Source organism: Bacillus sp. AMCV2 (genome assembly GCF_056033925.1).
In genome coordinates this window covers 2033937-2060743 of record NZ_JBVYIB010000002.1, presented here as the reverse complement: position 1 = coordinate 2060743, position 26807 = coordinate 2033937, and the positions used below count along the sequence as shown (strand labels likewise).

Here is a 26807-nt window from a genome sequence, read left to right as displayed (position 1 = left end):
ATTTACAATTAATACATATATTATGTAGCGGTTGGAAGTTGTTTTGGAAGTGAATAATGGATCATAAAATGTGAAAATTTTGATTTTAATGGAAGTTGCGATAGTAAACGACAGTAAGGATAAGTATATTTATGCTGGAATCCAGAAAGAAGCGGCCTTCAATAATATATTTGAAAGCGCAAAAATGAGTAAGGGGATAATATCGAGGGCTACCACATGCAAATATTTGAGAAAGAATAAGAAGAAGGTTGAGGAATTGGAGAATGGAGTATGCTGCTGTTATGAATTGCAAAAAGAAGTAGATGGGTTGGGTGATATCCTGTTGTTTATTTTAAAGATCAAAAAGAGTTTAAAGAGGAGGGAGAAAGATGCCGAAAATCGGAGTAAGCTTGATAGTGCTCATTATACTCATTATTTTCCTTGCAGGCTGCAATAAAAATGAACAAAACGGTGACGAAACAAAGATGCAGAGCCTAGTAGGCTATGTCGTGCTTAAAGACAATGAAAGGGCAATTCTCATTACCACTACAGAAACTCCAGTAAAAGAAGATTACGATCTTTCTGAAGGACAACTTATGAACAAGTTTAAAAATAAAATAGTAATTGTAGGATTAAGTGAGATTGATAACACAGATGATCTCAAAAGAGGTGAAAAAATAAAAGTGTGGTTCCATACACGAAAAGAGTCAAATCCACCAAGTGCAACGATACAACAATATAAATTATTACAAAAAAATAATTGAATTCTCGTATAGATAACCTCTGATGGTCTGTTTCAAACTTTACTTGGTTTCATAAATGAAAACTTGCCATTCATGTTAACGATTCGTGTTTTAAGATACTTAAAGAAAGAGAGGTATTAGTGAGAATATGAAAAAACCGTTCATTAAAAATGAACGGCGGGGTTTACAAAAGTAATGTCTTTTTTCCTTTATGGCAAAAGGATAAAGGAATTCGCAATATTGTGCTTCAAATTTTTTATTTGAGATCGTTAAGGACGACTTTTGCAGCCTCAGCGATAAGAGCATTATCATAATTAGCATCTTTCGTAAAGCGGTTTGACATAATTGCCAAAACAATAGGAGCTCTGTTAGGCGGCCAAACGATAGCAATGTCGTTTCGTGTCCCGTAACTTCCGGCTCCGGATTTATCGCCGACTTCCCATCCTATTGGAGCGCCTGCCTGAATCAGTTCGTCACCAGTAGCATTGCCTCGCATCCAATCGGTTAAGATCGTGCGTTTGTCAGTCGTGAGAGTGTTATCTAAAGTGAAAGCTTTAAGATCGGTTGCCAGTGCTTTTGCGGTGCTGGTGTCACGAATATCACCAGGAATCGCAGAGTTTAGATCCGTCTCGAATCGTTTAGCTTTCGTTACATGATCCCCAATCTGTTTCAGTGACTTTTCAAAACCTTTAGGGCCGCCAAGCTGTTGCAACAAGATGTTCCCAGCGGTATTATCGCTGTAACGGATAGCCGCTTCCGAGATTTCTTTTAGACTCATGCCTGTATCTAGGTGTTTCTCTGTGATTGGAGAATATGTAACAAGATCGTCCTTGCTGTAGTGGATGACTTCATTAAGTTTTTCAATTGAGTTTTTCTTCAGGACAGCAGCTGCGGCTAGAACTTTATAGGTTGATGCGTAAGCAAATCGCTCATTCGGCCGATAGGCGATTGTCTTGTTTGAACCTGTATCAATTGCATAAACGCCAAGCCTGGCATCAAATTTTTTCTCAAGTTGAACAAATTCTTTATTCGTTATACAGCTTGCCATGTTTGTGTCTTCTATGGATTTTGCTTCGGCATGCGTTGAGCTGCAAAAAGGTGTGAAACCAGTAATGCTTAAACATAAAAGCCCAACACATATTCCAAATTTTATTGACGCTTTATTTTTCAACTTCATCAGGCCTCCTCATTCAAATGATTTTGTATTACCTTCTAATTCACATCGCAGGAATGATATTGAGATATTTCCAATGAAATGTTTCCCATGACAGTTAGTGTAACAAACCCCTTTGCGCTAGTAAACATAGAATCAATTTATCTTATATTTTTAATAAGTTGGGAGAACAAGGGTAATTGCCACCTACATGGTATTATATAAGAATAGGCAAATCAGATTACATATCAACAACAAAAAAGCTGACAATGGCTGTCAGCGAGGTCATCTATTAGAAAGCTTTATCAATTGTGATTGGAGTGTTATTGGATGCAAACGAGAAAAGTTTATCTCTACGTATTTCACACAATGTCAGACTGGGAATATGGATATTTAATTGCTGAACTAAACTCAGGGAGATATTTTAAACAAGATGCAGCATCTTTAAAAGTAGTTACAGTAGGGGCTAATAAAGAAATGATAACTACGTTGGGAGGATTAAGCATAAAACCAGATATTTCTCTTGATGAGTGTACTCTTGGGAGTCAAGATCTTATTATTTTACCCGGAGGAAACACTTGGGGAGAAGATATTCATCAGCCGATCTTAAAAAAAGTTGGGGACGCTTTAAAGCTTGGCACGACTATTGCTGCAATTTGTGGGGCAACCCTGGGGCTCGCGAATGAAGGATATTTAGATTCGAGAAAGCACACAAGCAATGACCTAGACTATATGAAAATGGTCTGCCCTAATTACAAAAGAGAAACATTATATGAAAAGGAACCTGCAGTATCTGATAAAAATTTGGTTACTGCATCAGGAATTGCTCCTCTGGAATTTGCGGTGGAAGTATTAAAAAAATTAGGTGTATTTGCACCAGATACATTGCGTTCATGGTATAAGCTAAATAAGACTCAAAAGCCTGAATACTTCTTTGAGCTAATGAATACAATAAATCGATAGAAAACACTTTAGCAGTTTTTTGTAGTGCTCCTGAACTTATAGGAGCATTTTTTATATGTGTCTAGGAGATATATAAAGAAATGCAGAAACTCTAAAAAAATATAGATTGGTAGGCCTTATTTCGAATAGAGTTTGATTTGGGTTAAAACTGTTCTTATTATGGCTCATTTCATGGTGCTAAAGATTCATTTGGAGAAGACTGTCTTGATCAGAAAAGACCCTTCCAATATATTGAAGTAAAAGATATCGGGAGGAACTCTTTTGAAAAAGATATTGATGTTAGCTTTTACATTTCTTTTGGCTTTGACTATCCATGTAGGGGAAGCTTCGGCCGTTATCGTGAAAGATGAGGAGAAAGTGAGTTTTACAATGACAGAAAATGAAAAATGGTTTATGAAGTCTGATGACCTAAATTCAAACCATTGGACATCTCACTTTGGGTACAGATTCACCATTTTTGATACTGAAGGATGTACAATTAACGCAAGAATCATGCGAATGACTTTGTCAGGATATGAAATAACCGTTAGTGAAAAAAACTTCTCAGGGGATCATTTTGATTTGAGTGCAACTGATCGAGTTGAGACGATGCCTTATAAGACTCATTATTTGATTTTGACAAAAGATCCAGATTGCGGAGATGTTAAAGTAAAAGGTCTATACGGTTTTCAGTTTGATCAGCCAGAATGGTAATAAAAAAGAATCTAGATTCTCACCAGCCTAAACGCCAGCCAAGCTAATGTCTACATGCAGACATTAGCTTTTTTCATTGTTTAATAGGCTGTCGTCAGGATTCTAGAAGACTTTCTCATAATAGTCGTCTCCTGTCACATGAAGCCCAAATGACAGGGGAAATGTATATCATTCACACTTTCCGTCGTGAAAATGTAAATGTATTCATAAAAATCCCGCAGCATATCAGCAGTGCGCCGAGGATAATGCTGATGGTGATCTGTTCGTGTAATTGCAGCCATCCAAAGAATAGGGCCAATACGGGAACAAACATTAATGCCATGGATGCTTTTGACGCTTCGATTTGATTGAGCACCCAAAACCATACGACAAATGTAAAGCCGGTGGAAAGCAAGCCATTAAACAGCAATGACCACACCGCCTGATATGTCCACTCGGCTGAAGGGACCGGCTCAAATATAAAGGAAAACACCAATAACATGACGGCTCCCATCATAAGGTGCCAGGCATTCATGTGAATAATATCGATATGCTTGAATTGTAGCTTGCTGAACACATTCGCGATTCCCCAGCTAAGCGCTGCCGCAAGGACGCACAGCTCCCCCAATAAAGCGCCTTGATCGATATTGAGCATTTCCTTTCCAAATATAAATAACAGTCCGAAGAGGCCGCAGACCAGTCCCATCGTTTTATACACATTCATTTTCTCGTTTAATGTAAAATGGCTGATCACCGTAACAAATATAGGCATTGTATATACCAAAACAGAGGTTTTCCCTGAATCGACAAACTGCATTCCATACGTCAAGATCCCCATGTAGCCCAGCCCCATCAACAGGCTCATGATGATATAGCTTTTGAGATGTTCTTTTTTAATTGAAAGCTTTTTTCTTTGGATGAAGAGAATGAGAAATAAAGGAACTGCTCCGATGAACAGGCGCAAACCCGAAAATAAAAGCGGGGGGATGTCATGAATTCCTACTTTCATCGCAACCCAAGTATAACCCCAAATAAGTGTGACAGATATGATTCCCAGCATAACTTTTACCATAATGAAGCCGCCTTTCTTGTTTAAATATCGTGCTGGTTTCTATCATATGTTACATTTATGTATAACTGAAATACATTTTTATTATTGGGGGTATAACCAAATGGTTATGAACATGAACCATCTTCACATATTTGTAAAAGTCGGGGAGAAATTAAATATTACAGAAGCGGCAAAAGAATTGTTCATCTCTCAGCCGGCGGTAAGCAAAGCGATAAAAAACCTGGAGAACTCACTGCAGCTCAAATTATTGATCAGGGATAAACATCATGGTTTAATGCTGACTGACATCGGAAAAGAAATATTGCTGCTGGCGAGGCAAATGAAGGGAATTGAAAGCAAAATATATCAAGTAGCCAACCGGGAAAACAAGCTGTTAAACGGGAAGGTGAAAATTGGTTCATTTCCTGCAGTTTCAACAAATATCATGCCACAGGCGATTGCGGCATTCAGATCAAACTACCCGCTGATCCGCATAGAATTGATCGAAGGAACCTCTGACCAAATAAAAGGATGGGTTGAAGATCGGACGGTTGATATCGGGATCGCAGCATCTCCATTTGAACCGTTTGAAAATCAGCTATTGTGTAACGACTATATGGTGGCCATCATCCCGCCGCAGCGTGACGAATTAAAACTTGAAAAGCATGTCGACCTTGAAACATATCAAGATGACCTCATTTTTTGTAAAGGCGGTCATGAAATCGCGATGTCAAACGCATTTTCGCAATACAACATCGAATTAAAGGAAAACTTAACTGTGCAAAATGCCGAAACCTTGATTAATATGGTCAAAAATAACTTGGGTATCGGCATCATTTCAAACTTTACACTTTCATCCGTCCCGCATCAGTTGATTAAAAAGGACATCTTTCCTAGGGTCACACGCGATATTGGCGTCATCGCACATTCATTTGAAGAGATAACGCCGGCGGCGCATGAGTTTGTCAAAGTGTTGAAAGCAGTTGTAATCTGAATCAGTTATCGTGTTGCGATGAAATTTGAAGAAGATGAATACTCACCGGCAGAGTTACATAAAAGAAAAAAGCAACCATTTGAACGTTGCTTTTTACTCTATTTGGGACCTTGTATGCTAAGAAAAAGATTCATCCATCTCTGCCTTTGTGGGACTCTGTTCCTTAACTTGTTTTAATGATGCTACTATAAGAAAGCTAACAATCACTAGCAAGAGCCATGAACTTACCTTTCCAAGGTGTACGAGACTCCATGTATCGATTTGGTTTGGATATTTCCAAGCTCCAAAAAACGTAGCGATATTTTCCGCTATCCATATAAAAAATCCGATGAGTACAAAAGAAAGTGCGAGCGGCATACGGTAACGAGCTCCATTCACCTCGTATGTAACCCATGTTTGCCAAAAGACAATGATGACAAGCCCAGATAACCACCATCGAATGTCTATAGAAAAATGGTGGGTGAAAAAATTCAAATAAATCGCTGCGGCAAGCGGAACAACTGCAAAAAAAGGCGGCCACTTAATCAGTTCAACCTTAAGCCTTCTCCATGCCTGGCACAAATAACTGGCTACACTTGCGTACATAAAGCCGCTATACAAAGGTACTCCAAATATTTTGGAGTATCCTTCTTCTGGATAAGACCAGGAGCCCATATGGACTTTAAAAAGTTCCAGAGCAAGCCCAATAAGGTGGAATAATGTGATCACTTTTAATTCATCCCGTGTTTCAAGACCGGAACGCACCATCCACAATTGCATGAGAACGCAGATAATGAGCAGCCAGTCATACCGCGGCAAGAAGGGCAGTGGGATGATTTGCGTAATAGCCAAAGAGGCAAAAATAACGGCAGGAAACAAACATGAAAGGGCTTGTTCCCAGCCAAAATGAACGATTTGTTTTATGGCTCTCATGATGTATGCCTCCTCCATAGTTGTGTTCTTCGTGTATGAAAGGGACGCTTAGTATAGCAGCTAGATGGATATAAGTTTATGTCCATAAGCTCACCACCAATCACTTTATTTTTCTGTTAATCTTACATATTTTTTTACGAATCCTGTGTGTTTTCATCACTTCGGTATTCCAATATATCCCCGGGCTGACATTCTAAAGCCTTGCAAATCGCTTCTAAAGTTGATAATCGAATAGCTTTTGCTTTTCCGTTTTTCAATATCGAAAGATTAGCCATGGTGATGCCAACTCTCTCTGAAAGCTCTGTTACGCTCATTTTCCTCTTAGCTAGCATCACATCAATATTGATAATAATCGCCATGTCATCACCTCAGACCGTTAAGTCATTTTCTGATTTTATATCTATCGCTTCTTTTAACAGTTTTTGAAGAACAGCAGCAAAGACCGCAATCACCATTGAAGCAAAAATAATAACCAATCCGATCACAATGATACCGGGGGCGTCGTCTATCTCGGCCATCAGATAAAAGACAGGCATGCCTGCTGCGTAAAAGATACTGATAGTGACTGCGCAGTATTTTATATTCTTCAAAGCTCTTACAGACAAACCCGAGAAAGCTTTGTTTTTGTCAATATAGCTTAAAAGTTTGAACGCTTGATAAAGAGCAAAGTAAAAAGGTATCGCCGTTACATACAAATAGATGAAAACGAGATATTTTATATAAGCGATATTTGGAAATAATTCTGCTGAATAGTTGGCCATCTTAGGCACTAAAAAAATGCATAAAGCAAGAATTGGAATTCCAATAAGAACCAAAGCTATCTTTAAAAAAATTGTCGACATTCGATTCATAACAAGCACCTCATTTATTTGTTGTCTAATTGAATGTAACAAAAAATTTATCGTTTCTCAATAAAAAAATATTGAAATGGATTGATTTGTTGTTGTTATAGGAGACCCTTTTCATTTTTGACAAGACAAAAAAGCATCCCTCATCACTGGGAGATGCTGAACTACTTCAAACTTGCCGACTGAATGAACCGTGTGCCTCAGTGAGCTCAGGGATCGGTGTGAACATTAAAGCTATAGCTCTTTTATGAAGGCTTTTATCAACGTCTAAAGATTCAAACAAACGATGGGAAGAAATACATCAAAGGATAAGCGGCTGTTCATACTAATGATCGGGAGGTAAACCGACTTATGATACAAATTTTGATCACTGGTCTTTTTTTATTGGCTCAGCCGAGTGAGCCGCAGGACAGTTTAACGGTCACACAGCAAGGACGGACGATTGCCACTGTTAACCGTGAAGACTTTACAATGCCTCTTCCCGGCACTCCAATGGTTGACTATGAAAAATACAGTAAATTCATCAAACAGCTTGATCAGAAAGTGTACCGGGAGCCGATAAATGCTGTCCTTAACGATCATGGAAGCATCGTCCCGGGCAGGGTTGGCTACAAACTGTATCAACAGGCGTTTATGGAAAAGTTTTATGCGTATTTTTATGGCCAAGGTCCCTCCAAGATAGAAGTGCCGGAAATGAACATTTATCCGAAAGTTGACAGCGAGCTGCTAGCTCACATCAGTACGCAGCAGCTTGGTCAGTACGTGACGTATTTTAACTCAAGCAATAAAAGCCGTTCACACAATATTTCTCTTTCTGCAAAAGCAATCGACAATCACGTTGTTTTCCCTAATGAGACCTTTTCGTTTAACCAAGTTGTGGGAATGAGAACTCGGAACAAAGGATATAAAAGTGCACCCATTATTGTAAAAGGGGAGTTGTCTGAAGGTGTAGGAGGAGGAATTTGTCAGGTGTCCTCAACTCTATTTAATGCAGTCGATCGTGCAGGACTGCAGATCGTTCAGCGCTATTCTCATACTAGAAGTGTACCATATGTACCGCCCGGACGGGATGCGACGGTAAGCTGGGGAGGTCCTGACTTTCGCTTCCAAAACCAATATAACCAACCAATCTTAATTCGGGCAAAAAGGTATGGGGGAAGGATGATTATTACACTATACTCTTCTGATGTGATTAACAGCAAATTGAGAAAAATCCCCAAAGCTCCATCTCGGATACCGAAAGAAATAAATGCTGAGCAGTAAAGACAAAACCTTAGGTAAGGTTTTGGTTAAGAGAGCTTGTAGATTGCTCAAAATCAATTCTTTAAGGAGCGGCCAGCGAAAAGGAAGGAGGGATAAATGAAGTGAAAAGGGTATTATTTTCTGTAATTGTTTTTACAGCAGTTGGATTTTCGTTTTGCCAATCAAAAGCGCATGCTCTGACTTTTACGGTGTTGCCTATTACACAAAAAACAGACCAGTGGTCAGTAAAAGTAAGTGAAGCAAAAAATGTAAAGGAATTTGCGAGACCTCAAAAAGGAGAATATCAAGTTTATTCCTTGGAAGTCAAAAATATAGGGGAAAATGCAGCTACAGTGGATGTGCAATTGTATAGAAATGATCCTGATTCAATCACAAGATTTTCACTTTTTGGATGCCTCGATGAAAATTGTGACAAACCAAAAGAAGATTCTAAAATGTTAGCTGCAAGTTTAAATGATGGCTCACCGCTGAAGTTCAATCATTTTATGCTGGCAGATAAGGCCTCTGAATTAGAGGTTGTTATAATTTGGACACAGAAGGGGCAAGAAGGTCGCAATTTAAAACAGACCTTTAAATTCACTGAAGATGGCGTTAATTAGACAGTAAAGATGGAATGGCTTTGATGATTCGATCTCTTACTTTGCCTAAGGAAAAAACGAAAATAATTGTTGGAAAACCAATCATAGCTGAGTCAAATGTCAAAGTGACTGTGATTTATGACTATAGAGAAGAACCAGAGGAGGCCTTTTGGATACATTATCCGATGGGAGTGAAATGTTTGTCGATGATCACAAAGTCTTTATGAAATACGAATAGAGACTTTGTGACTGACTGCGCATTTCAGCTTAATATTTTCCTGATAATGACAGTAACACCTAAACAAGTGCAGCCCGTTCATTATTAAAAAACTCTAATTTCAAAATTTTCAGAGTTCAATTTCAGTCAATTCAGTTATCATCGAAAGAAGAGGCACAAAAGTCACCAGTTATTTGGACAACTTTTAGCGTTTTTTTGATGGGAGATTTGTGACTCATGAGATCATGAGTGTAAATAAATTTGAAAAGTTACTTAATACACTAGCTTGATTTTTAATAATAAAAAGCCATTTTAAGGTTCTTGACTCAATGAAACAAAAAATGCATTTAAGAGCTGTTATACGTTTTAATCTTGTCTTTAGAGAGCACTTTAATTTAAGTCAAAAGTTTAGACAGCCATCTGTTAGATCATTAGCCCTTTTTTATTTTCTTTTCGGTAACATTTTGATCATATTTTCCTACTAAAGAGTTAGGAAAGTGGGGAAAAACATGAGAAAAAAGAACAACATTAAGAAATGACTATTGATCATTGCTGGATTCTTGATCATCTGTATCATCACATTATTTGTAATGGTGTCAGGAAACAAAGTGAAATATGAGGGCAGCGGGAAAAGCGGACTGTGGATGTCTAACCTTGAAAAATCAGACAAAACTTCAATTGGACCTAATTATTTTCTAAATCTGTATTGGCAGGGGAGCAAGAAGGACGAAAAGAGTACTGTTGTTGAAAGAATTACTCTGTATGTAGATGGCGAAAAGTATCAAGATGATAATGTAGATGAGTACGACTTATCAGAGTACACAGGTGATGAAATGCCGGGTGGGGGACGCATGGAGGACCATATCGCCACCTTTGATTATATGCCTGAAGATGAAGTGATAGGACATGATGTATTAGTGAAAGTGGAGTGGAAGACAGGCCAGATAAAACAGACAGAAGAAATCAAATTACATAAGAAGCCATGGTATAAAAAATAGCTTATTTGCTGTATTTGTGATCACATTGGTGGTCACTTTTTTATTTGCGGATTCCTAGGCACAGCAATCTAAGATTCTGCATAGGCTGAAATAAAATCATGTTCATTTTTAAAACGAGGTGCATGCTGTTGGAACAACAACCAATCAATCATGAAGACAGAAACGTGCCGCAGCCTATTCGAAGTGATGGAGCTGGAGCTATTGATGCAGGCCCGCGAAATATAATGAGGGATATTCAAAATCCGAATATACTTATTCCGCCTGTTACAGATGAGGGTATGATTCCTAACTTGAGATTTTCATTCTCAGACGCTCCCATGAAATTAGATCACGGCGGCTGGTCAAGAGAAATCACCGTAAGACAGCTTCCGATTTCGACTGCGATTGCAGGTGTAAACATGAGCTTAACTGCGGGAGGCGTCCGCGAGCTTCATTGGCATAAGCAAGCGGAGTGGGCTTATATGCTTTTGGGACGGGCACGTATCACAGCTGTTGACCAAGACGGACGAAATTTCATTGCTGATGTTGGTCCCGGCGACCTTTGGTACTTCCCGGCAGGAATTCCGCATTCCATACAGGGATTGGAACACTGCGAGTTTCTGCTCGTATTCGATGATGGAAACTTTTCTGAGTTTTCAACGTTAACCATTTCAGATTGGCTTGCACACACACCAAAAGACGTTCTGTCTGCAAATTTCGGTGTCCCGGAGAATGCTTTCAACTCTCTTCCGTCTGAGCAAGTCTATATCTACCAAGGGAATGTGCCGGGATCAGTCGCCAGTGAAGACATTCAGTCACCATATGGAAAAGTCCCCATGACCTTTAAACACGAGTTGTTAAATCAACCCCCAATTCAAATGCCAGGGGGGAGTGTACGAATTGTGGATTCTTCTAACTTCCCAATTTCAAAAACGATAGCCGCTGCACTTGTTCAGATTGAGCCTGGCGCGATGAGAGAGCTTCATTGGCATCCCAATAGCGATGAGTGGCAATATTATCTAACAGGACAGGGACGAATGACGGTATTTATCGGAAATGGGACTGCCCGCACATTTGATTATAGAGCAGGCGACGTTGGATACGTGCCTTCTAATGCCGGCCACTATATACAAAATACTGGTACAGAAACATTATGGTTTTTAGAAATGTTCAAAAGTAACCGCTATGCAGATGTGTCACTCAATCAGTGGATGGCATTGACGCCTAAAGAATTAGTGCAAAGCAACTTGAATGCTGGATCAGTCATGCTTGATTCTCTGCGTAAGAAGAAAGTGCCTGTTGTGAAATATCCCGGTACGTAAAGACGTAACAGATCACACAGCTGCCCTTCATATCTTTTTAAAGTAAATAGAGCTGAATTTTGGCCTGTGTTTTATCAAATCCCTATATATACGTTATGTAGGGTTTTTCTGCTTGAATCGTATTGTAATGAGCTTTAAAATGTTAATGTGGAAATGATAACCACCCGCTAATGGAAATTCAATGGCCGATTTCTACCAGTTTGATTGGCTTTAAAGGAGGACAAGATTGAAAGCACTCATATTTTTATCCAGTTTGACTGCTATTGGGAGCTCTATATTGGGGCGATGGTTAGGGGTGCTGGATGATTCTTATGCTGTTGGCGATGCTTGGTTTATAGGTGTTTTAGCTGGTTTGATTTCACTTCTAATATTGATTGACAGTCAAACGATGACAAAGAATTACATAGTAAGTTTAAGTACGATACTAGGCATTCTGGGAGTGGGATTGATATATTTTCCAGCTGCATTCATCAACATATTATTAAGTATTACACTGGATAAACAAAAGAAAGAAGACCTTCATGTAAGATGAAAGAAATTTCATTTAATTCTTAGGAGGGAAAGTGTATGGATTTACCTCTATGGGCTTAAATCATATTTGCAATCACAGGTGCGGCAGGTTTCATAAGTTTAATGTGGTTCAGTTTTTTTGCTGACAAAATAGAAAAGTAAAGCGATTTTATAAAAATGTAAACTATTTTATATGAAAGGGATAACATTGCTTATTTAAGTTTACATAATAAAATTATTTCAAACTTATACTAAAAATAACTAATTGATCTATGTACTAAATATTCATAATTACTAGAAGGATTGGCACCTAAGGAACAAAGCTAGTTGACAAGTTCTTGCTAGAGAATTTCAATCACTACATATGATTTTCTGCATCAAGAAGCTCAGCTGAATTATTTTTAGGTGAATTTACTAATGATGAAACCTGGTATGCTTCCATGTCATCAGCATCATAAGGCAGCAGCAAACTTTGCAGATAATCAGGGTTTGTATTTTTGGGGTTAAGCCACTCCTTTTCATGATCATGGGCCAATATAACCGGCATTCGGTCGTGTATATCTTTCATGAACTCATTAGGCTCAGTTGTTATGATGGTGCAGGTATAAAGAGGATCTCCTTGATGTGTGCTCCACTTTTCATATAAGCCAGCAAACGCAAAAAGAGCAGATGATTTCAATTTGATCCGCATTGGGATTTTGGTTTTGGAATCAAGCCGTTTCCATTCATAAAAACTGTCTGCTGGTATGATGCAGCGTTTGCTGACAAGCGGTCTTCGAAAGGCAGGTTTCTCGGTAATTGTTTCGGCTCGAGCATTGATCATTTTATAACCGATCTTTTCATCTTTTGCCCAAGGTGGAATAAGTCCCCATCTAAGCTTGCCTAAGCGATTATTTGATCCATCATTGATGATCGCAAGGATGTTTTGTGATGGTGCGGCATTATAGCTTGGCTGGTATTCATCTTTAGGAAAAAATTGATCGATGTCAAACTGGTCAATAATATCATCAAATGCAGAGAACAAAGTAAACCTGCCGCACATATCCATCATCCTTTTTAGGGGTTTTTGAATAGTGTGTGGGACGAAAGTTCATTTAATACAGGTTCAGAACAATGATTTCTTTTTACTTGCGATAAACTGGTATAATAAGAAAGCCATTTAAGAAGTTATTGTGGAAAAAAACATATGCTTTTTGGTGGGACCGATGTTGGATCTTGATGGAGTTACAAGGATCGCTTAAAAATAGCCTATAAGTATAAAAAGAGGCACAGCGTTTTTAACGCAGGGCCTCTTTTATATCAGTAGCCAAATACCAGAGTTGTACTTTGTGATCCGGCATATTTCGTGACAAATTCCTTTGTATATTCCGGCGATTGGACACGATAGCTATAGTTTGACCCGGGATTCCAAGAAGTCAGCGGAGAGGTTTGCTTGTTGAGTGATGGATAGCTGCCTATGTCTTTGAAATAACCAGTGCCCTTGTCGTCAAGGATGCCGCCTTTTTCACTGCCTTTCCCAAAGTAATTATATTCGGAATATATTTTTGCTTTTGTAGCAATTGTAATCGCCTGGTTAAAATTGTTGCTGTAATTGTTTTTAACATGAAAGTAACCGTATCTCATCAGACCTGGGCCTCTAACATACAAGTTCTCAAAATAATTATTGGCGATTGTCATGTGAGGGTAGCCGTCATATTGATGCTGAGAATCATCCGGGTATCCTAAAATCAAACCGTATTTATGATTCGCAAATTTTGAGTTGCTGATCGTGATATAATCTGCAGATTTTCCGATATACAGGAGTTTGTCCAAATCACTTCCGCTTGCACTATAGCTATGTCCTGAGAATGTGACGTGATCAATCCAATAGTTCATACCGGAATCTAAATAAAGCTGGATATCATTATTTCCGTTAATCTGCGGACTGTGTTCAAACGTTAAATTTTGAAAAATGACATTTCCAGAAGCTGATGAAGTTGTTAAATAAATATTTTTCAGCGTTTTTTTCGCGTAAGAGCCCACGAGTGTTTTATTTGAGCCAATGGTAACTGTTGTTTTCGCAGATGCGGAAAGATCATTTTGAAGCACTAAAATTTTCGGAGTGGATCCTCCTAGATGGGTTTTTAAATCATTTACGCTTTGAATGTAAACAATCTGCCCGTTTTTTCCACCCGTTGTGCCCGTTTTAGAAATGCCTTTTTCATTTTTGGCATTTCCGGCAAAACCTAAAAGGCCATTTGTTGAGGTATTCGGAAAATCGACTGCACCTAATGCTTTTCCAGGCAAGAGAACCAAAAACAAACTAAAGACGGTGAACCATAAACAAAGTCGTTTCATCATAATATGCTTCCTTTCAATTTTAATAATTTCCTTGCGGGGATTATTATTACAGTTAATGGAAAGGAATGATAGGTTCTATCTTCCTAATTAATGTTGGGTTACTTAAAAAATACAGATTGCGCCAAAAGACATACTAACAATTAAAATAAAAGAAAGGATTGATACACCGTTGACTGCAGCAGCTTATCGAAACACCTTGCTATCACTTTTATGTTTAACAGCTGGAATCGTGGATGTAATCGGGTATTTAAGCCTGGGACATGTGTTCACAGCTAATATGACTGGAAACATTGTATTATTGGGGTTAGCTATCGGCAAATCCATTCAGGTCACTGTTTTTAATTCCTTGACTGCGCTAATCGGATTTATATGCGGCGTGATCATTGCTACATTGATGGTAGGGAAGGCGGAAAATACCCTTTGGCCTTCTGCTGTGACAAAAGCCCTCGCACTTGAAGCATTCATTTTGTTTGTCTTTGCTTGTCTTTCCTTTTACCGGGCATTTGTTCCTGTGCACATTCTAATTATACTCATGAGCATTTCTATGGGGATTCAAACTACAGCAGCAAAAAAACTGGGGATCGCAGGTATTTCTTCAACTGTGTTGACCGGCACTTTGGCTTCTCTTTTAGAGGATATATCCGGCCGTTTGTTTTTTAAGAAGCAGAAGAAGACTTTCTTAAGAGATACTGTGTTAAGAGCACTGGCTATTATTTTGTATTGTGTGGGGGCTATTATTGTTGCTCTGGCTGAGCCTGATTTTTATCACTTCATTATTTGGGTTCCGATTGTGCTGATATTTGGCATTATGATGACAGCTAAGTGGAAACTGAGCGGGGAAAAATAGCTTATCCTGTATAGCTGTTATCAGGCCAACAGCCTGTCTCATTTCGTTATTGTTATGCGAATTTTGAGAGGGAAAAATAAGACATTCGGCTGAAGTGCACATTCGTTCATTTGTATTGCCTTTTTCATAAGTACGCTACATTTGATATATGAATGATAGTGAATTTGCCTTAAAATCATCTATGAATCTATTTCCTCTTTCAAACCAGATGGATTGAGTCTTATAATGATAATGATTCTCATTTGAAGTCTGGTTTGAGGAGGACCAATATGAAAAAGATCATGAGTGCATTTGTTGGTATGGTTTTGTTGACGATCTTCTGTTTTTCCCCGCAAGCTTCGGCAGCATATGACGACCTGCATGAAGGTTATGCAACGTATACAGGGTCAGGTTATTCAGGAGGAGCTTTCCTGCTGGATCCCATTCCTTCCGATATGGAGATTACTGCAATAAATCCGGCGGATCTCAATTACGGTGGAGTAAAAGCGGCACTTGCCGGCTCTTATTTGGAAGTTGAAGGGCCAAAAGGGAAAACAACCGTATATGTTACTGATCTTTATCCCGAAGGCGCTCGGGGAGCTCTTGATCTGTCACCTAATGCCTTCCGTAAAATCGGCAATATGAAAGACGGAAAAATCAATATTAAATGGCGTGTTGTCAAAGCCCCAATCACCGGCAATTTCACGTACCGGATCAAAGAAGGCAGCAGCAGGTGGTGGGCAGCAATCCAAGTCAGAAATCACAAGTATCCTGTGATGAAAATGGAATATGAAAAGGATGGTAAGTGGATCAACATGGAGAAAATGGACTATAACCATTTTGTGAGTACAAATTTAGGGACAGGCTCTCTCAAAGTCAAAATGACTGACATCCGCGGAAAAGTTGTGAAAGACACCATTCCAAAGCTGCCTGAAAGCGGAACGTCCAAAGCCTATACAGTACCGGGCCATGTTCAGTTTCCTGAATAAAAAATACGAAACAGCGGATCTTTTCCCGCTGTTTTTTCATTGTTCTGTATCTGCATGTAAAAATGTTTTAATCATGTTCAACTGCTCCTGCTTTGGATAACTGGTATACAGCCTGCTTGAAATCCGAATAGGATCTCCGAAAAAATATCTTTCGTAGTGAGTTTGTCTAGTTCCGAATGAACTCATTGTTAAATCCCATGCCAAACGGAAAATTTTCACACGTTCTTCAGCATTTGTATTGGTTGCTTGAAGATATTGGTCAAGATCTTCCCGTATCTCTGAGTCAAATGCATTTTCGGTAGGCAGTGTCACCATTCCGCTAGCTCCAATTAATTGTATGATTTCAGTAAATCGAGGATATAGCTTAGGAATGATCGTACTGATGACTTGAAGAGGAATTAAACAGGGGCGCATATAGCCGAATTCATCTAACTGAGCATCATTTTCCGATTTGTCAATGAGCGCTTTGATTGTTTCCAATCCCACAATGATTTCTGAGAGCTTTTCTTGGATGTGCTGATATTCGGAAACATTAATGGTGTCGACAAGAAGCTGTGCAACACCTAATAGAAATTCAATTTTTATCATTTGCCTAATGACAACCTGGTGAAAGGTAAAGGCATGAAAGGAGCTTTTTGTCATAAAATCTTTAGCTGCTTCCACATTATCGTAAAAAAACACACGATTCCACGGCACTAACACATGATCAAAAACCACAATTGAATCCATTTCTTCATACCTTGAGCTTAAGGGATGATTAAAGGAAGAGTCGCTTAATACAAATGATTCTCTTGTGATGAATTTTACGCCTTTTGTATTAGAAGGGATTGAAAAAGCATAAGCTTCATCTGTTTCAAAGAAAAATTTAGGCGCTGAAAAAACCAAGATTTCATCGGTCAGCCCGCCTTGTGTTGCAAGCAGTCGTGCTCCATGAATCATTAAACCTTTTTCGGTTCTATCAATGACTTTAGCAGATATCGGTTTTTCACTTAGCCCAAAATAGGACTGTGACCGGTTCACTTGCGGAGTAATGAATGTATGGGTAAAGGAAAGGTCATGCTTAGCAGCTTGTTCATACATATCTAGTATATGGTCAGGAAAGCAATTCTCTTTATCTTTGAGAAGCTCCGCTGACGAAGCAAAGCTCATCATAACCGTATTCATGTAATCCGGACTTCTCCCCATCATTCCGTGAGTATGTCTAGCCCAATGTTCAATCATGTTCCTTCTTTTTTTTAAATCATTTTTGGTTTTAGGCTGGAGATAGGAAATGCCGATTCGATCATCATCTCCAGGAAGGCAATAAGTCATTTCATGTATTAACTCATCCTTTGTTTGCAATTCATAAAGTGAGCTTTTTGTTTTGATTATTCCTTTAAATGCAGGATGCTCAGAAATGTTACCCTTTATTTTTTCGCCATCATACCATATTTCGTTTTCTAGTTTATTCAATCGGTCAATGAATTCTTTACCATTGATGATCCCCATTAAAGTTCGCTCCTTCATATTATGCTGCGTATTGTATTATATTTTCGAGAAAACAGCCGGTTCAGCCAATTTGAGGTGGGAAAAGCCTTTTTTGTATGCCTAATAGAAAATGAGAAGAGTGACTTATACGACAAAAAACAGCCAATTTTTCTTGAAGCCTTTCTGAAGATTCAGAGCCGTAAAGAATTTGCTTATTCATATGAAAATAGCACTATAAAACTTGATAACACGTGTCGATATTATGGACATGAGCGTAAGCGAATTGGATTCAAACGCGCTTGAACATATTTTATTTCAGCCATTACATTGTGCGGAAAGGGAAAACGACACATGAAAGTGAAAACAAAATTGCTGGGGATTATATCAATATTAGTTGTTTCAATTATTGGAATTGGAGGCTCCTCAGTATTTATGATTTCTTCTACTGTGAAAAAGAATGAAGAACTTAAAGACAAAATGGAATTCCAAAAAGAGATAAAACACATCCAATATGAATTGACCGGGTTATCAAATGATGAAAGAGGCTTCTTGATTACCGGAGACAAAGAATACGACGAGGGTATGAAGGAAAAAGCAGACGATGTCTTAAAGAGTCTTGACCGGGTTAATGACTTGATTGATGAAGAGAGATATCAATCAAATATCGAAGACATTAAGACAAGTTTTACTCAGTATAGAGCTTTGAATCAGCAAGTAGTAACAGCCTACTCTTCAAATCCGAAAAAAGCAGAAACCATCCATTTTGGAGAAGAAAGAACACTAAGAAAAGAAGGCGTAGACCCGGCTGTCAATAAGCTGTCTGATCGCCTGGATCAAGAGGTGGAGGATCTAAAAGATGAAATACGAGGCAATGGGAAAATGAGTCAATGGCTCATCATCATTGTCACCGGGATATCAGTTATATTAGGCGTTGTTTTAAGCATAATGCTGTTAAAGTCCATAATGGTGCCCCTAAGAAGTATAAATAAGCAGCTGGAGGAAATTGCACACGGCGACGCTGATTTAACCAAAAAAGTCATTGTGAAAAATAAAGATGAATTTGGCCAGCTTGCCCAATCGTTTAATTCTTTTACTCATTCATTAACTCAAATTGTGAAGCAGATCAGCAGCTCATCTGAACAAGTTGCTGCTTCCTCCGAAGAATTATCGGCAAGCGCAGAAGAATCGAAATCAACATCTGAACATATTTCCCGAGCCATGCAGATGGCTGCCGAAAGCAATGTGAAGCAAAGCTCAATGACAGAAAAGAGTGCGGAATCCATTACTGAATTATTAGACAGTATATCATCTGTTGCTTCAAATACAGGGAACATAGTGGATCTTTCTTCTTCGATGAGAGACAAGGCTGAAATAGGCTCTAAGTCCGTCAACAAGATGTTAGATCAGATGAAATTCATTGATAAGTCTGTAGATTCAGCCGGCAATGGATTGCAAACATTGGTAGCGAGCACAGCAGAAATCAGCGATATCTCTTCGCTTATCACGACGATTTCAGAGCAGACAAATTTGTTGGCACTAAATGCAGCGATCGAGGCGGCCAGAGCCGGAGAGCAAGGAAAAGGATTTGCTGTGGTGGCAGAAGAAGTTCGGAAGTTGGCGGATGAAACAAATAAATCTGCAAACCACATCCAATCGGTGGTAGCGACCATCCAAAATGAATCGATAGAAACGGTAAATAATATTAAGGTTGTTCAAGAAAATGTGAGCTCAGGCATTGTTCTTTCTCAAGAGGCAACAGGAAATTTCAATGAAATACTGAACCTTGTGGAACAGGTCACTTCTCAAATACAAGAAGTCGCAGCGGCAACTCAACAGCTTACATCAGGCGTCGAAGTGATTCAGCACACAGTTCATACATTGGCCGTTGGAACAAAAGAAACGTCTGCAAATACAGAAGCGGTTGCAAATTCATCACAGGAACAGCTTCATTCAATGGGGGAAATCTCCTATGCCGCAGAATCTCTATCTCAGTTGGCAGAAGAACTTCAAACCGTCATTAATCGTTTTAAATATTAAACAGGCTACTTACGTGCAACCTCCATCCTATTCGGTGGGGGTTTGCTACTTTTACTGTGGTGTTTCTAAAAACAGAGCTAACTGACCTTTTAAGTTAGCTCCGTTTGTATGGCTAGTCCAAATTTTGATCGATCGTCCCTTCAAAATAGTCATCGCTGACCTGTTCATGAGTTTCAGCCAATCCTTTTTCTAATTGCGTGCTTCCTTTATAATCTGAGGGCTCAAAGTATTTCCCGGCAACATCTGTTGTGTCATTTTTGTTTTCTTTGTTATGAGTTTGTGTTTCAGTGTTTACACTTTCTGTCTCAGTATTGCTGCTTATAGATTGCTGAAAATCATATTCCTTGTCTAATGAAGAAAATCTTTTATAATCATCAGGTCTGTCGGCTCCATTTTTTTGAGTCACTTTTCTTCCTCCAGATTATTGATATTTTAGTGCGGGTAAGAACTTATTTCGTTCTTTTAGGCTCAGAACCATGTTTTTTAGGATTATCTGCTTTAAAAGCTGTTTCAGTCTCATGGTCATTTCTCATTTGTTCAATACTTGAATTTTGAATTCCCTTTTTACTCATTGGTTTCACTCCTTTACGAAAAGTGTTGAATATCAACTCTTCTTATTTTGTCTGTTGATCAGGTATTCATGCACTTTTTTCATTCGCGCTTTGGCCAATCAGGAGAGGCATTTTCATGCCAGTCGTATTATTTAATAAAAAGTCGTATTTTTGAAACTTTTTATCATCGCATTGTTGGGGAAGACATCTCGATAAAAGAAATACAAAGGTTGTGAATTTATACTAACAGCACTGTGAATAAATCAAACAAGGGGGATGAAAAAATGAAAAAAAGCGCATCATATTATTTAATGACATTAGGGCTATCCAGCCTTACATTTGGTTTGTTTTTAGGGTTTTATTCTTTCGTTATGTATGGCGATATGATAATTGCATTGTTTACGGCAGCAATTGCTTTGTTATACGGTTTTGTGGTGTATGGCCTTTTTGCTGTTCTGCTTCAAATGAAGTTGCAGAAAAAAAGCGAGAACATTCAATGTCATGTACCTATTGATTTACAGTGTGGTTTCATTTATCGCAGCTTTCCTGTTTTTTGTTATCAATGAACCTGCATCAATAGCATGGACATTGCAATCGTACTTTTATTATATGTTAAGTGTTGCAACTGCAGTGATTTACTGGTTATGGGATTCTCTGATCCTTTATAAACGTACAGGTTCCAGTATATAGGCTAAATTTTACCAATCGGAGAAATATGGAGGTTCAATAAAAATTCAGGGTATTGCACTAACATTGCTGCGTGAATCTAAAAGCTTTAGGTTTCATATTTTTTTAAAAAAATCCTCCGCCGCGGATAAAGGCGCAGTATGGGGACACAATGAGAGCACACATTCAAACCGAATAGGTTTTCTAAGTGTTTTACGATACATACGTTCATCAAGAACATCACGTCATCAATGGAATATAAAAACTATTGTTGTGGAACGGGCATCTCGAGCCGTTTGAGGAAAGAACATAGATGGTGGTTTATCGTTTTATCAGCGCTTATGGAACAAAGTTTTGGTGGCGGTCAATCCATACAGCTAAACAGAGGAGAGCGTGACAATGAATCTCGCTCTCCTCAGATTTGTTTTATTCACCCTGATGTTTTTCAACTAATGTGAATGTCCAATCTTTTAACATATGTTTCTGTACATATTTTTTTCCGTTTATTTCGATGTAAGGCAGGTCTGCCATGTCTCCAGCTAACTGTTTTGCTTCAGACGTTGTTATTCCTAAAAAAAGTCCGATGTAAAAGTAAATATCCCGTTCTTTTATAAGCAAGATATCATTTTGTTCATTACCTTTTGTATGGTTCATCTGCTTTAAGCCTTCACCGATAAAATATCCAGCCAAAGCAATACCAATTCCTAAAAAAACGTCCATGTGTATGCCTCCATTATGTCGATGTTATGTTATACGGGCTTGGCATACTCCGGGTTTCATTATTTTTCAAACCTTTTCAATCTGTACACGGCCTGAAAAAAAGGTGGCGCCGCCGCCCATATCGGACAATCGGTCTGGGGTTAGCGCGTTTACAAGCTGTTTTTTTCCTTGTTCATCCGCCCATAATCCTTGGCTGACAACGACACCTGGCAGTACTTGTTCTCCAACTGCAGCGGTCAGCTGGCATTCTCCCCGGCTGTTCCAAATTCGTACAGGTGCCCCATCAACGATTCCGTGTTCTTCAGCATCTTTTGTGTTGATAAAGAGCTTTGGCGTCTTTTCAAGTTTGATGTGTTTTTCATTATTGGAAAATGTTGAGTTTAAGAAATTATGGTTTGGCCCCGGAACATACATAAACGGATGTTCATTATCGGTTACAAGAGGTGTATATGTCGGTAAAGCCGGGAAGCCGTCTTGTTTCATTTGTTCTGAATATAATTCTATTTTTCCGCTTGGCGTTGGAAGTTCGCCCGGAAACAGTGGCTTTTCGCGTTTCGCTTTCATAAATGAATGCTTAGCAAGTGCATCGTAATCAATCTCTGCCAAATGCGGATTATCTGGATGGTCAAGCGCCTGGCGGATTAATTCTTCATCTGAATCTTTAAGCTCCTGGTCTGTGAATCCCATTGCTTCAGCCAGTAATCGGAACACCTCAGTGTTAGACTTGCTTTCCCCATATCTCTTGATCACCGGCTGCTGAAGCTGAATGTAATGGTGCCAGTAGGAGGTGTAAAAATCAGTATTTTCAAAAGCGGATGTTGCAGGCAGTACAATGTCCGCATATGCAGCCGTTTCCGTTAAAAACAAATCATGAACCACAGTAAACAAGTCTTCCCGCAGCAAGCCCTGTCTGACCTTGTTTGCTTCCGGCGCAACGACGGCCGGGTTTGTTCCGTAAATAAAAAGAGAGCGAATCGGCGGGTCTGTTTCCAAAAGCACCTTGCCAAGCTGATTCATATTAAACGAACTCGGTGTGCGCCCTTGCAATAAGTCGGGCCGCTGCAAGGCATTTGTGTTATATTCTAAAATTCCGCTGTTATGCTTAATTGCGCCGCCCCCTGTGTGCAGCCATTGGCCGGTGATCGCCGGAAGACAGGCAATCGTCCTTACAATCATCCCGCCGTTATCGTGATGCTGGGGTCCGTTTCCGATTCTGATAAAAGAAGGGGAGGTTTCCCCGTACATTTTTGCCAGTCGGTAAATATCTTTGGTACTGACACCGGTGATCATCGACACCTTTTCAGGATCATATTGTTTCACGTGTTCACGGAGCTCTTCATAGCCAACCGTGTACTCGGACAGAAATGCTTCATCATGAAGGTTTTCTTTAAATAAAATGTGCATGATGCCAAGAGCAAGTGCACTGTCGGTTCCAGGCTTTATTGGAATAAACCAATCTGCGAGACGTCCTGTTTGATTTTTATGCACATCGATCACTACAATTTTGGCACCTTGTTTTCGCGCTTTTTGGGCGATTGTAATTTGGTGCATGTTTGTGCTGACCGCATTGATTCCCCAAAAAATAAATAGTTTTGTATGAATAGTTTCCTCAGGATCGATTCCCGCGCTTATGCCCATTGTATATTTATAGCCTTCAGATCCCGCTTTGCTGCAAATCGTCCGTTCAAGCTGGCTTGACCCCATGCGGTAAAAAAAGCGGCGGTCCATTCCTTCAGCTGTCAATTTCCCCATGTTTCCGTAAAAGCTGTAAGGAAGTATGCTTTCAGCTCCCTCTTCATCAATCAGCTGTTTCCAGCGGGAGGTGATCGTATCGATTGCCTCTTCCCAGGAAATCGGTTCAAATATCGCTTGGCCTTTCGCACCTGTTCGTTTGAGCGGTGTAGTCAGCCGCTTTTCATCATAGATGCGCTCCGTCATATTCCGGACTTTGTTGCATATGTTTCCAGCTGTGACAGGATGATCAGGGTCTCCTTGCACTTTTACGATTTTCCCGTCTTTTTTATGTATTAACAATCCGCACTGGTCCGGGCAGTCCAGCGAGCAAACGGATTTGAAAATGCCGTTTTGTTGTGTGGCAAAAGATTTCATGGCCCAGTTCCTCTCTCTAGTTAGATATTTTGTAAGAATTATAACATTTCCGATGATAACGTCAATTCTGAAAAAAGAGATTGACATCAATATGAGACTTCTTTATGATAAACGTATTCTTTATTCTGAAAATTACATACTCAACATTTTCTATCCAGAGAGGTGGAGGGACTGGCCCTATGAAACCTCGGCAACATTATTGTGCCAATTCCAGCAAGCGACAGCTTGAAAGATAGGAAAGCAAGGTTTATACCGGCGTCTGCCTGTAACAGAGCGCGCCTATATATGAATCTCTTTCCATCTTCGGAAAGAGATTTTTTTTATGAAAAATACGATGAAAAGGATGTTTTGCACCATGACGGTTTTGGTTACAGCACCGTACAACGAAGAAGGACGAAAAGAGCTAGAAAACTTGTTTGGCTCAGTTGCTTATCAATCTTGGAAGGAACAAGGCCGGGCATATCGGGAAGATGAACTCATTCAGCTGCTAAAAGCAACAAATGCGACAGGCTTGATTACTGAGCTTGATCAGGTAACAGACAGCGTATTTGCTTCTGTTCCCGAACTTTCATTTGCCGGTGTTTGCAGGGGAATGCCCTCCAATGTGGATGTGGCAGCTGCCTCAAAAAGAGGCATACCTGTTTTTTATACACCAGGGCGGAATGCACAAGCCGTTGCTGAAATGTTTATTGGAAATGTGATTACCTTTCTCCGCCATACCAGCGTCTCGAATCAATGGCTGAAGGATGGAAAGTGGGACAGTGATTACCTACAGGCTTATGTCAAATTTAAAGGAAATGAATTATCAGGAAAAACGGTTGGCATGATTGGGTTCGGGGCGGTTGGTCAAAGGATTGCAAAACTGCTGACTGCATTTGACTGTAAAATAAAGTATTACGATCCATACATTCAAGACGATCATCCGCTGTATGAAAAAGTATCTCTTAAAACGGTGTTTTCAGACAGTGATATCGTTTCTGTCCATCTGCCTCGTACTGAGGAAACACTTGGACTTATTGATCGGAAGTATTTTGATCTGATGAAAGAGAGTGCGATTTTCGTCAACACTTCAAGAGCAGTTGTTGTAAACCGTGAAGATCTTTTATCTGTATTAAAAGAACATAAAATCAGAGGTGCGATATTAGACGTTTTTTATCATGAACCTCCAGAGGAATCAGATTATGAATTGATTTCATTGCCTAATGTTCTGGCAACACCGCATCTCGCTGGAGCAACATTTGAAGTGGAGGATCATCACGTGACGATACTGAATGAAGCCCTCAAAAAGTGGAAGGGTGAAAAAACTCTTAATATTCCGACAGTGTATAACAAGGACGAACTGAAAACAGGGGGATAAGAAAGGAGGCTAAGAGAATGAAAAAACAAAAAGGCTATCTCGTTTTTGATATTGGCACAGGCAATGCGAGGGTAGCGGTCGTGAGTGTAACTGGCAGTGTTCTAACAGTTGAACGGGAGGACATTGTGTATTCCACAGAGACGCTTTACCCGGACAGCCGTTATTTTTCTCCTCAGGTGCTGTGGAAGCAGGTGATGAATTTGGCAAAACGTGCGCTATCCCGTTCGCATGATATTGACATCATTGGTTTGACATCGACGAGCCAAAGACAGGGAATTGTTCTGATCGATCAAAACGGCAATCCTTTTCTCGGGTTGCCGAACATCGATAATCGCGGTCGAGAGTGGGAGGCGAGCATTCCCGATCGGGAAGAGATATACAGCCGCACAGGCCGCCTGCCAACCGCACTTTTTTCTGCGCTCAAGCTTTATGGATTAAAACAGCGCCAGCCCTCTTTATGGGAAAAGACTGCAAGCTTTACTAGCATCAGTGATTGGGTGACGTACCAACTGAGCGGAATATTAACATATGAACCATCACAGGCAACAGAAACCCTGTTGTTTGATGTGAAGCAAAACACTTGGTCAGTAGAGATGTGCGACATATTTGGCTTTTCTCCATCTATCCTTCCGCCTCTTGTTAGAGCGGGGACAGCAATTGGAACGATAGCAAATGAATATGCATCCGAATTAGGCCTTTCAATAAATGCTAAGGTTATAGCAGGGGGCGGGGATACACAGCTGGCTGTCAAAAGCACCGGAGCTGGACTTGAGGACATTGTCATTGTATCAGGGACAACAACGCCAATAACCAAAATTACTGCGAATCATGGCGACACAAAACATAAAGCCTGGCTGAACTGTCACACAGATCAAGGGCATTGGCTTGTGGAAACGAATCCGGGAATTACCGGCTTGAATTATCAAAAATTAAAACAGATTTTTTATCCGAATGAAACGTACGAAGTAATGGAGGAGGAGATTTCTGCACTTGCAAAAGAAGACCATGCATGTGTAGCGGCTCTCGGCTCTTATTTATCGGCTGAAAAGAATGCATTAACGAGAGGCGGTTTTCTTTTTGATGCCCCGCTGTCAGCACATTTAAAGAGGGCACATTTTGTACGTGCAGCGCTAGAAGAGATCGCATTTTCAATCAAATGGAACTTTGACATTTTAACAGAGGTTACTCCGTTTGAACGTGACTATGTTTGGGTGTGCGGAGGGGGATTCCAAAGCAAAGCGCTCACTCAATATATCGCGGACCTTCTTCAAAAAAAGGTCTATGTCCAAGAGGGATATCATCAGGCATCTGTTGTTGGAGCTGCAGTCATTTGCAATGAAATCTTTCAATTAACGGAGGAGATGTCAGCAAATGTCCGGGTGATCGAACCGAAGGACTGTCAGACAGAATTGGCTTTATATGAGAAATGGAAGCGAACACAGCGCTTTTTTTCAGGTTCAGAAAGCAAAGTATTAATTTAAGGCGGCATTTCTGCTGTTTTGAGGAATCATTTAATTTTCAACTTTAATAAGGTAATACGGTAATTGATTGATATGAGCATCT

The 26807-nt window shown here is 39.6% G+C and carries 27 protein-coding genes, 5 pseudogenes and 1 riboswitch; of the genes and pseudogenes, 20 read left to right on the top strand and 12 right to left on the bottom strand.

Annotated elements, in window-relative coordinates:
- The first annotated feature begins 70 nt into the window (after positions 1 to 70).
- Positions 71 to 436, top strand: a complete 366-nt coding sequence (locus tag AC0OMA_RS10405; protein WP_474222105.1) for a hypothetical protein — start codon at positions 71 to 73, stop codon at positions 434 to 436.
- Positions 369 to 743 (top strand): DUF3221 domain-containing protein, encoded by a 375-nt coding sequence (locus AC0OMA_RS10400; protein WP_474222104.1) that lies wholly within the window; start codon positions 369 to 371, stop codon positions 741 to 743. The genes AC0OMA_RS10405 and AC0OMA_RS10400 overlap by 68 nt, the downstream gene beginning before the upstream one ends.
- 235 nt (positions 744 to 978) lie before the next feature.
- Here the strand turns inward: AC0OMA_RS10400 and bla are convergent, their stop codons facing one another.
- Entirely contained in the window at positions 979 to 1899 is a 921-nt protein-coding gene (gene bla, locus AC0OMA_RS10395; protein WP_474222103.1) for a class A beta-lactamase, read from the bottom strand.
- A gap of 306 nt (positions 1900 to 2205) precedes the next feature.
- Here bla and AC0OMA_RS10390 point away from each other — a divergent pair, with 306 nt between their 5' ends.
- The gene (locus tag AC0OMA_RS10390; RefSeq protein WP_474222102.1) at positions 2206 to 2838 is read left to right on the top strand and encodes a type 1 glutamine amidotransferase family protein; all 633 of its coding nucleotides are present in this window, start codon (positions 2206 to 2208) and stop codon (positions 2836 to 2838) included.
- Between the two features lie 261 nt (positions 2839 to 3099).
- A complete protein-coding gene (locus tag AC0OMA_RS10385) occupies positions 3100 to 3531 on the top strand; it encodes a hypothetical protein (protein WP_015483318.1) in 432 nt (143 codons plus the stop codon).
- Between the two features lie 172 nt (positions 3532 to 3703).
- On the opposite strand, the gene AC0OMA_RS10380 is transcribed toward AC0OMA_RS10385, so the two are convergent.
- Positions 3704 to 4582: a DMT family transporter gene (locus tag AC0OMA_RS10380; protein ID WP_474222101.1), complete on the bottom strand. Its 879-nt coding sequence runs from the start codon at positions 4580 to 4582 to the stop codon at positions 3704 to 3706.
- Positions 4583 to 4682: 100 nt separating this feature from the next.
- On the opposite strand from AC0OMA_RS10380, the gene AC0OMA_RS10375 reads away from it, so the two are divergent.
- Positions 4683 to 5555, top strand: coding sequence for a LysR family transcriptional regulator (locus AC0OMA_RS10375; RefSeq protein WP_474222100.1), 873 nt, complete (start codon positions 4683 to 4685; stop codon positions 5553 to 5555).
- Positions 5556 to 5672: 117 nt separating this feature from the next.
- Here AC0OMA_RS10375 and AC0OMA_RS10370 read toward each other — a convergent pair whose 3' ends face one another.
- The 3 genes and pseudogenes from AC0OMA_RS10370 to AC0OMA_RS10360 all read right to left on the bottom strand — a co-directional run bounded on the left by AC0OMA_RS10370 (position 5673) and on the right by AC0OMA_RS10360 (position 7318).
- Positions 5673 to 6467, bottom strand: a complete 795-nt coding sequence (locus tag AC0OMA_RS10370) for a DUF817 domain-containing protein (RefSeq protein WP_119899486.1) — start codon at positions 6465 to 6467, stop codon at positions 5673 to 5675.
- A 105-nt stretch (positions 6468 to 6572) separates the two neighbouring features.
- Positions 6573 to 6826, bottom strand: a pseudogene (locus tag AC0OMA_RS10365) (helix-turn-helix domain-containing protein).
- A gap of 9 nt (positions 6827 to 6835) precedes the next feature.
- Positions 6836 to 7318: a DUF2975 domain-containing protein gene (locus tag AC0OMA_RS10360; protein ID WP_047182717.1), complete on the bottom strand. Its 483-nt coding sequence runs from the start codon at positions 7316 to 7318 to the stop codon at positions 6836 to 6838.
- A 348-nt stretch (positions 7319 to 7666) separates the two neighbouring features.
- On the opposite strand from AC0OMA_RS10360, the gene AC0OMA_RS10355 reads away from it, so the two are divergent.
- From AC0OMA_RS10355 to AC0OMA_RS10320, 8 genes and pseudogenes are all read left to right on the top strand, one after another.
- Positions 7667 to 8578, top strand: coding sequence for a VanW family protein (locus AC0OMA_RS10355; RefSeq protein ID WP_474222099.1), 912 nt, complete (start codon positions 7667 to 7669; stop codon positions 8576 to 8578).
- Positions 8579 to 8679: 101 nt separating this feature from the next.
- Positions 8680 to 9177, top strand: coding sequence for a hypothetical protein (locus AC0OMA_RS10350; protein WP_474222098.1), 498 nt, complete (start codon positions 8680 to 8682; stop codon positions 9175 to 9177).
- 104 nt (positions 9178 to 9281) lie between these two features.
- A pseudogene (locus tag AC0OMA_RS10345) lies at positions 9282 to 9514 on the top strand (hypothetical protein); the annotation flags it as partial.
- Positions 9509 to 9663, top strand: a pseudogene (locus tag AC0OMA_RS10340) (YoaP domain-containing protein); the annotation flags it as partial. The pseudogenes AC0OMA_RS10345 and AC0OMA_RS10340, both read left to right, overlap by 6 nt.
- A gap of 39 nt (positions 9664 to 9702) precedes the next feature.
- On the top strand, positions 9703 to 9858 hold the full coding sequence (locus AC0OMA_RS10335; protein WP_144052040.1) for a hypothetical protein: 156 nt from the start codon (positions 9703 to 9705) through the stop codon (positions 9856 to 9858).
- Positions 9859 to 9915: 57 nt separating this feature from the next.
- The gene (locus AC0OMA_RS10330; RefSeq protein WP_252494324.1) at positions 9916 to 10371 is read left to right on the top strand and encodes a DUF4944 domain-containing protein; all 456 of its coding nucleotides are present in this window, start codon (positions 9916 to 9918) and stop codon (positions 10369 to 10371) included.
- A gap of 122 nt (positions 10372 to 10493) precedes the next feature.
- Positions 10494 to 11672 carry an oxalate decarboxylase gene (oxdD, locus tag AC0OMA_RS10325; RefSeq protein ID WP_181219897.1) on the top strand — a complete coding sequence of 393 codons (1179 nt, stop codon included), beginning with the start codon at positions 10494 to 10496 and terminating at the stop codon, positions 11670 to 11672.
- 226 nt (positions 11673 to 11898) lie between these two features.
- Complete coding sequence (locus AC0OMA_RS10320) at positions 11899 to 12204, top strand: hypothetical protein (protein ID WP_181219338.1); 306 nt, start codon at positions 11899 to 11901, stop codon at positions 12202 to 12204.
- A gap of 336 nt (positions 12205 to 12540) precedes the next feature.
- Here the strand turns inward: AC0OMA_RS10320 and AC0OMA_RS10315 are convergent, their stop codons facing one another.
- Together AC0OMA_RS10315 and AC0OMA_RS10310 are read right to left on the bottom strand one after the other, a co-directional pair.
- Positions 12541 to 13224, bottom strand: a complete 684-nt coding sequence (locus tag AC0OMA_RS10315; RefSeq protein WP_047182713.1) for an SOS response-associated peptidase — start codon at positions 13222 to 13224, stop codon at positions 12541 to 12543.
- A 257-nt stretch (positions 13225 to 13481) separates the two neighbouring features.
- Positions 13482 to 14519: a polysaccharide lyase family 1 protein gene (locus tag AC0OMA_RS10310; protein WP_047183563.1), complete on the bottom strand. Its 1038-nt coding sequence runs from the start codon at positions 14517 to 14519 to the stop codon at positions 13482 to 13484.
- Between the two features lie 172 nt (positions 14520 to 14691).
- Here AC0OMA_RS10310 and AC0OMA_RS10305 point away from each other — a divergent pair, with 172 nt between their 5' ends.
- Together AC0OMA_RS10305 and exlX are read left to right on the top strand one after the other, a co-directional pair.
- Positions 14692 to 15369 carry a YoaK family protein gene (locus AC0OMA_RS10305; protein ID WP_015483310.1) on the top strand — a complete coding sequence of 226 codons (678 nt, stop codon included), beginning with the start codon at positions 14692 to 14694 and terminating at the stop codon, positions 15367 to 15369.
- Between the two features lie 269 nt (positions 15370 to 15638).
- The gene (exlX, locus tag AC0OMA_RS10300; protein WP_015383820.1) at positions 15639 to 16337 is read left to right on the top strand and encodes an expansin ExlX; all 699 of its coding nucleotides are present in this window, start codon (positions 15639 to 15641) and stop codon (positions 16335 to 16337) included.
- A gap of 36 nt (positions 16338 to 16373) precedes the next feature.
- Here the strand turns inward: exlX and hpaB are convergent, their stop codons facing one another.
- Positions 16374 to 17825 carry a 4-hydroxyphenylacetate 3-monooxygenase, oxygenase component gene (gene hpaB, locus AC0OMA_RS10295; RefSeq protein WP_181219336.1) on the bottom strand — a complete coding sequence of 484 codons (1452 nt, stop codon included), beginning with the start codon at positions 17823 to 17825 and terminating at the stop codon, positions 16374 to 16376.
- A 330-nt stretch (positions 17826 to 18155) separates the two neighbouring features.
- Here hpaB and AC0OMA_RS10290 point away from each other — a divergent pair, with 330 nt between their 5' ends.
- On the top strand, positions 18156 to 19841 hold the full coding sequence (locus tag AC0OMA_RS10290; protein WP_181219333.1) for a methyl-accepting chemotaxis protein: 1686 nt from the start codon (positions 18156 to 18158) through the stop codon (positions 19839 to 19841).
- A gap of 112 nt (positions 19842 to 19953) precedes the next feature.
- On the opposite strand, the gene AC0OMA_RS10285 is transcribed toward AC0OMA_RS10290, so the two are convergent.
- Positions 19954 to 20247, bottom strand: a complete 294-nt coding sequence (locus AC0OMA_RS10285) for a YozQ family protein (RefSeq protein ID WP_014477001.1) — start codon at positions 20245 to 20247, stop codon at positions 19954 to 19956.
- 43 nt (positions 20248 to 20290) lie between these two features.
- Entirely contained in the window at positions 20291 to 20413 is a 123-nt protein-coding gene (locus tag AC0OMA_RS10280) for a hypothetical protein (RefSeq protein ID WP_015483307.1), read from the bottom strand.
- A 68-nt stretch (positions 20414 to 20481) separates the two neighbouring features.
- Here AC0OMA_RS10280 and AC0OMA_RS10275 point away from each other — a divergent pair.
- Both AC0OMA_RS10275 and AC0OMA_RS10270 read left to right on the top strand, forming a co-directional pair.
- Positions 20482 to 20608, top strand: a pseudogene (locus tag AC0OMA_RS10275) (hypothetical protein).
- 68 nt (positions 20609 to 20676) lie between these two features.
- Positions 20677 to 21082: pseudogene (locus AC0OMA_RS10270) on the top strand (UPF0715 family protein).
- A gap of 402 nt (positions 21083 to 21484) precedes the next feature.
- Here AC0OMA_RS10270 and AC0OMA_RS10265 read toward each other — a convergent pair.
- Positions 21485 to 21778 (bottom strand): hypothetical protein, encoded by a 294-nt coding sequence (locus tag AC0OMA_RS10265; protein WP_181219329.1) that lies wholly within the window; start codon positions 21776 to 21778, stop codon positions 21485 to 21487.
- A 66-nt stretch (positions 21779 to 21844) separates the two neighbouring features.
- Entirely contained in the window at positions 21845 to 23887 is a 2043-nt protein-coding gene (locus AC0OMA_RS10260) for a molybdopterin oxidoreductase family protein (protein WP_181219327.1), read from the bottom strand.
- Positions 23888 to 24034: 147 nt separating this feature from the next.
- Positions 24035 to 24126: riboswitch (SAM riboswitch) on the top strand.
- An 83-nt stretch (positions 24127 to 24209) separates the two neighbouring features.
- On the opposite strand from AC0OMA_RS10260, the gene AC0OMA_RS10255 reads away from it, so the two are divergent.
- Positions 24210 to 25244, top strand: coding sequence for a 2-hydroxyacid dehydrogenase (locus AC0OMA_RS10255; protein ID WP_015383812.1), 1035 nt, complete (start codon positions 24210 to 24212; stop codon positions 25242 to 25244).
- A 17-nt stretch (positions 25245 to 25261) separates the two neighbouring features.
- Entirely contained in the window at positions 25262 to 26725 is a 1464-nt protein-coding gene (locus AC0OMA_RS10250) for an FGGY-family carbohydrate kinase (protein ID WP_015383811.1), read from the top strand.
- The last annotated feature ends 82 nt before the right edge of the window (positions 26726 to 26807 follow it).